General features: G+C 73.0%; 4 protein-coding genes and 1 pseudogene. 1 reads left to right on the top strand and 4 read right to left on the bottom strand.

What is annotated here, in order from left to right; all coding sequences use genetic code 11:
* The 4 genes and pseudogenes from HW577_RS20970 to HW577_RS20955 all read right to left on the bottom strand — a co-directional run.
* Positions 1 to 275 (bottom strand): annotated as a pseudogene (locus HW577_RS20970) (hypothetical protein); the annotation flags it as partial.
* A gap of 76 nt (positions 276 to 351) precedes the next feature.
* Positions 352 to 1,119, bottom strand: coding sequence for a RadC family protein (gene radC, locus HW577_RS20965; protein ID WP_198378067.1), 768 nt, complete (start codon positions 1,117 to 1,119; stop codon positions 352 to 354).
* A 61-nt stretch (positions 1,120 to 1,180) separates the two neighbouring features.
* Positions 1,181 to 1,993: a type I methionyl aminopeptidase gene (gene map, locus HW577_RS20960; RefSeq protein ID WP_198378066.1), complete on the bottom strand. Its 813-nt coding sequence runs from the start codon at positions 1,991 to 1,993 to the stop codon at positions 1,181 to 1,183.
* An 87-nt stretch (positions 1,994 to 2,080) separates the two neighbouring features.
* Positions 2,081 to 2,968, bottom strand: a complete 888-nt coding sequence (locus tag HW577_RS20955; RefSeq protein WP_198378065.1) for a methyltransferase domain-containing protein — start codon at positions 2,966 to 2,968, stop codon at positions 2,081 to 2,083.
* A 101-nt stretch (positions 2,969 to 3,069) separates the two neighbouring features.
* On the opposite strand from HW577_RS20955, the gene HW577_RS20950 reads away from it, so the two are divergent.
* A complete protein-coding gene (locus tag HW577_RS20950; RefSeq protein ID WP_198378064.1) occupies positions 3,070 to 4,659 on the top strand; it encodes a rhodanese-like domain-containing protein in 1,590 nt (529 codons plus the stop codon).
* The last annotated feature ends 81 nt before the right edge of the window (positions 4,660 to 4,740 follow it).

The raw sequence follows: 4,740 nt of genomic DNA, 5'->3' as shown, positions 1-4,740 counted from the left end.
GGCCCCGGCTGGCCGAAGCCCTGGCCAGGCTGGGGCCCCTGGCCGAAGCCGGGTTGCTGCGGCGGCGCCTGGCCGAAGCCGGGCCGCGGCAGGGGGGGCGGCTTGTCGCGCGGCAGCGCCGTCTGCGGTCCGAAATTCCCGCGCGGGCCAAGGCCCTGCGGCCCCTGGCCGGGTGGCGGCGGTGGCATGTTGCCGAGCGAGCCGCCCTTCTGCGCGGCAGCCGGACTGGCCGCCGCGGCAAGGGCAAGCGCAAGGACGAGGGGTGCATGACGCATTCCGGCAGCGTGCCGGCACGTCGGGCGCGCGGTCAACGGCCGGCGCGCACCGGTGCTGCGCGGCCCGCGAAATCCTTCACAGCAGCCCTTCCCGCCGGAAGGACAGGTGACGTCCGTTGCCAATGATGAGGTGGTCGTGCAGCACGATGCCGAGCATCCCCGCCGCCCCCTTCACCTCCTGCGTCATCTCGAGGTCGGCGCGCGACGGCGTCGGGTCGCCGGAGGGGTGGTTGTGCACCAGGATCAGCGCGGTCGCCTGCAGTTCCAGCGCGCGGCGCACCACCTCCCGCGGATAGACCGGGGTGTGGTTCACCGTGCCGCGCGCCTGCGCCTCGTCCGCGATCAGCCGGTTCTTGGTGTCGAGGAACAGCACGCGGAACTGCTCCACCTTTTCGCGCGCCATGGCCGCCGAGAGATAGGCCAGCAGCCGGTCCCAGTTGTTCAGCACCGGCCTGTCGATCACCTCGGCGCGCACGAGGCGGAGGGCTGCCGCCTGCACGGTGCGCAGCGCCGCCGCGCCGGCTTCGCCGAGCCCCTCGACCGCGCGAAGGTCCTGCAGCGGCGCAGCGATGGCATTGGCGAAGGAACCGAAGCGCGTCAGCAGCGCGCGCGCGATCGGCTTGGTGTCCCGCCGCGGCAGCGCCAGGAACAGCACCATCTCCAGCAATTCATGGTCGAGCAGCGCGTCCGGCCCCGCGCCGAGCAGCTTTTCCCGCATCCGCGCGCGATGGCCGAGATGGCCGGGCGCGGCCTCGGCGGCCTCCGTGGCCGGCGTCGCCGCCGGCAGCAGCAGCTCGAAGACCGCTCCCGGTCCCGCCTCGGCCAGATGACGCGGCTTGCCCATGCATTCCCGTCCGGAACTCAACCCAAGGTGGATCGTTCCGGAAAAGAATTCAATGGATGGTTCAGGTGCCGCCCGGCACGTGCGGTCGGTGCATCCCCGCGGGCGAGAGCGTGAAGATCTCCACGCCCGTCTCGGTCACGCCCACCATGTGCTCGTACTGGGCGGAAAGGGAGCGGTCGCGCGTCACCGCCGTCCAGCCATCGTCGAGGATCTTCACCTCGGGCCGGCCGGCATTCACCATGGGCTCGACCGTGAAGAACATGCCGGGCTTCAGCCGCGGGCCTTCGCCGGGGCGGCCGAAATGCAGCACGTTCGGCGGTTCGTGGAAGTTGCGACCGATGCCGTGCCCGCAGAAGTCCCGCACCACGCTGAAGCGGTGCCGTTCCACGTAGGACTGGATGGCGTGCCCGACATCGCCGAGCGTGGCGCCCGGGCGAATGGCGGCGATCCCGCGCATCATCGCCTCATAGGTCACGTCCATCAGCAGCCGCGCCTTGGTGGATGGCGTGCCGGCCACGAACATGCGGCTCGTGTCGCCGTACCAGCCATCGAGGATGACGGTGACGTCGATGTTGACGATGTCGCCATCGGCCAGCACGCGGTCGCCCGGGATGCCGTGGCAGACCACGTGGTTGACCGAGGTGCAGGAGGACTTCGTGTAGCCGCGGTAGCCCAGCGTGGCGGGCACGGCGCCGTTGGCCACCATGAAGTCATGGCAGATCTGGTCGATCTCGCCCGTGGTGATCCCCGGGTGGATGTGGGCCGCGATCATGTCCAGCGTCTCGGCGGCGAGGCGGCCCGCCTTGCGCATGCCCGCGAAATCCTCGGGGCGATGGATGGTGATGCGGCGGGCTTCGCCGCCCTGCTGCTCCATGAACCTGCGTGCCGTCGTCTTGTGTGAGGGGTGAAGATGCGCCTCGGAACCTGGGGTTGCAAGCGCGTGGAGGGTGCGCGGCCGCAGTCAGGCCCCCGGGGCTTCGCCCGTGCCGTGTTCCACAGTGCCAAGCGCATCCGCCAGCCGGGCCGTGGCCGAGCCGGGGCGCGCCGCCCGCGGCTGGTCCGGGCCGGGGGCCCAGCCGGTCAGCGTGATCAGGCGCAGAGTCGCCGGCACGCCTTCCTCGGTGCGCGGCAGGCGGGCGGCGGCGAGCGGAAACAGCGCGCGGGGCGGCGTGCGGCGGTCGCGCGCCAGCACCGCATTGCCTTCCCCGGCCGCGCGGAGGTCGGCGAACAGCGCCAGCGGATCGCGGTAGAGCAGGGGGATGTCCTCGGCATCCGCGACCGGCAGGGCGAAGCCCGCGCGCTGCAGCAGCCCCGCCCCGTCGCGCAGGTCCGGGAAGGGGGATATGCGGGGCGCGATGCCCCCGCGCAGGTCGCTCTCCGCCTTCCCCAGCGCGGCGCGGAGTTCGCCGAGCGTCGGCAGGCCGGGCAGGGCGGCGAGGAACAGGCCGTCCGGCGCCAGGGCGCGGCGGATCTGCACCAGCGCGCCGGGCAGGTCGTTCACCCAATGCAGCGAGAGGCAGGCGACGACCAGGTCGAAGGCGCCCTCGGCGAAGGGCAGCCATTCCTCGTCCGCCGCGACAGGATGCGGGCCGGCGGCGCGTGCGAGCGCCGGGGAGAGGTCGGCCGAGACGACGAACGGCACGCCGCGCGCCGCGAGCCGGCGCGCGACAAGGCCGCGGCCGCCGATCTCGAGCGCGCGGGAGAAGCGGCGCGTCGTGTCGTCCAGCCGGTCGAGCAACCGGTCGGCGGCCTCGGCCAGGATCGGCGCGATGCGGTCCTGCGTCGCGGCCGCGCGGTCGCGGCGGCGGCGCACCAGGCGGCGGTCGAAGATCTCGACGGGGCTGCTCATGGGCGGGAGATGCGCCCGCCGCGCGGCGGGGGCAAGCGCCGCGGTTTCCCTCCGCCCACAAAGGGTTCTAGCGTCCGGCCGTTCGAGGGGAGGAGGCAGGCATGCCGAAGCAGGTCGATGCGGCGACGCTCAAGGGCTGGATCCGCGACGGGCGGGAACTCGCCATCCTCGATGCGCGGGAGGATGGGGAGTTCGGGCGCTCGCACCTGTTCTGGGCGGTGCCCTGCGGCCTGTCGAAGATGGAGGCCCGGGCGAGGGTGCTGCTGCCCCGGCGCGACGTGCGGGTGGTCTGCGTCGATGGCGGGGAGGGGTATGCGGCGCGGCTCGCCGCCTTCCTCGAAGGCATCGGCGGCACCGACGTCTCGGTGCTGGAGGGTGGCACGCCGGCCTGGGTCGCGGCGGGCTACGTCGCCTTCTCGGGCGTGAACGTGCCCTCCAAGGCGTTCGGCGAATGGGTCGAGCACCACTACCACACGCCCTCGGTCGACCCGGCCGAGCTCAAGGCGATGATGGAGTCAGGCATGGACATGGTCGTGCTCGACAGCCGGCCGATCGACGAGTTCCGCCGCATGACGATCCCGGGCGGCATCAACGTCCCGGGCGGGGAGCTGGTCTACCGGGTGGGCGACCTGGTCACGCGGCCGGAGACGACGATCGTCGTCAACTGCGCGGGGCGGACGCGGTCCATCCTCGGTGCCGAATCGCTGCGCAGCGCCGGCGTGCCGAACAAGGTGGTGGCGCTGCGCAACGGCACGATGGGGTGGGAACTGGCGGGCTTCGCCTGCGATCGCGGGCGGACCGCGCGATATCCGGAAGGCACGCCCGCGACGATCGACGACGCCTTCGCCCGCGCCGACCGCTTCGCCCGGCGGCACGGCGTGAAGACCGCGACGCGCGCCGATCTGGAACGGATGCGCGGCGAGGCCGGGCGGACGACCTATGTCCTCGATGTCCGCGATCCGTCGGAATTCGCCGCGGGGCATCTCGGCGGCAGTCGCTCGGCGCCGGGTGGGCAGTTGGTGCAGGCGACGGACCAATGGGTCGCGGTGCGCGAGGCGCGGATCGTGCTCGTGGACGACACCGGTGTGCGCGCCCGCATGACGGGGGGCTGGCTGCGCCAGCTGGGCGGCTGGGAGGTCTTCGCGCTGACCGACGGCCTGGATGGCCGGCTGGAGGAAGGCATGGCCCCGCCCGAGGTGCCTGAATCGACCGCGATCCGCGTGCCGCACATCACGCCGGCGGAATTGGCGGCGCTGGCGGGGGAGGGGGCGGTGCAGATCGTCGAACTCGCCCGTTCCATCGACTTCCGCGACGGGCACATCCCCGGCGCCGTCTGGGGCATCCGGACTCGTCTCGCGCGGCTCGCCGGCCGGCTGACGGGCGACCGTCATGTCGTGGTCGCGGCGGCGGAGGAATGGCAGGCGCGGCTGGCGGCGGAAGAACTGCGCGGGATCGTCCAGGCGCCGCTGAAGATCCTCGCTGGCGGCACCGCGGCCTGGAAGGCGGCAGGCTTCCCGCTGGCGTCCGACCGGCGAGACCCGCCGGATGCCGACTGCGTCGACTTCTACCTCCGCCCCTATGACAGGAACGAGGGCGTGGAGGCGGCGATGCGCGAATACCTCTCCTGGGAGATCGACCTCGTGCATGAGGTCGCGAAGGACGGGGACGCACCGTTCGGCGCCTGGGTCTAGCCGGGTGCGGCCGGCGCTGCGGCGCCTGGCGGGGGGCGCGCGCCGCGCCTCCGCCGGGCTGCTCGACGCGCTGCTGCCGCC

Source organism: Neoroseomonas rubea (genome assembly GCF_016106015.1).
GTDB lineage: Bacteria > Pseudomonadota > Alphaproteobacteria > Acetobacterales > Acetobacteraceae > Neoroseomonas > Neoroseomonas rubea.
Note: the sequence above shows the minus strand (reverse complement) of the source record. Positions and strands in the feature narration are given on the sequence as shown.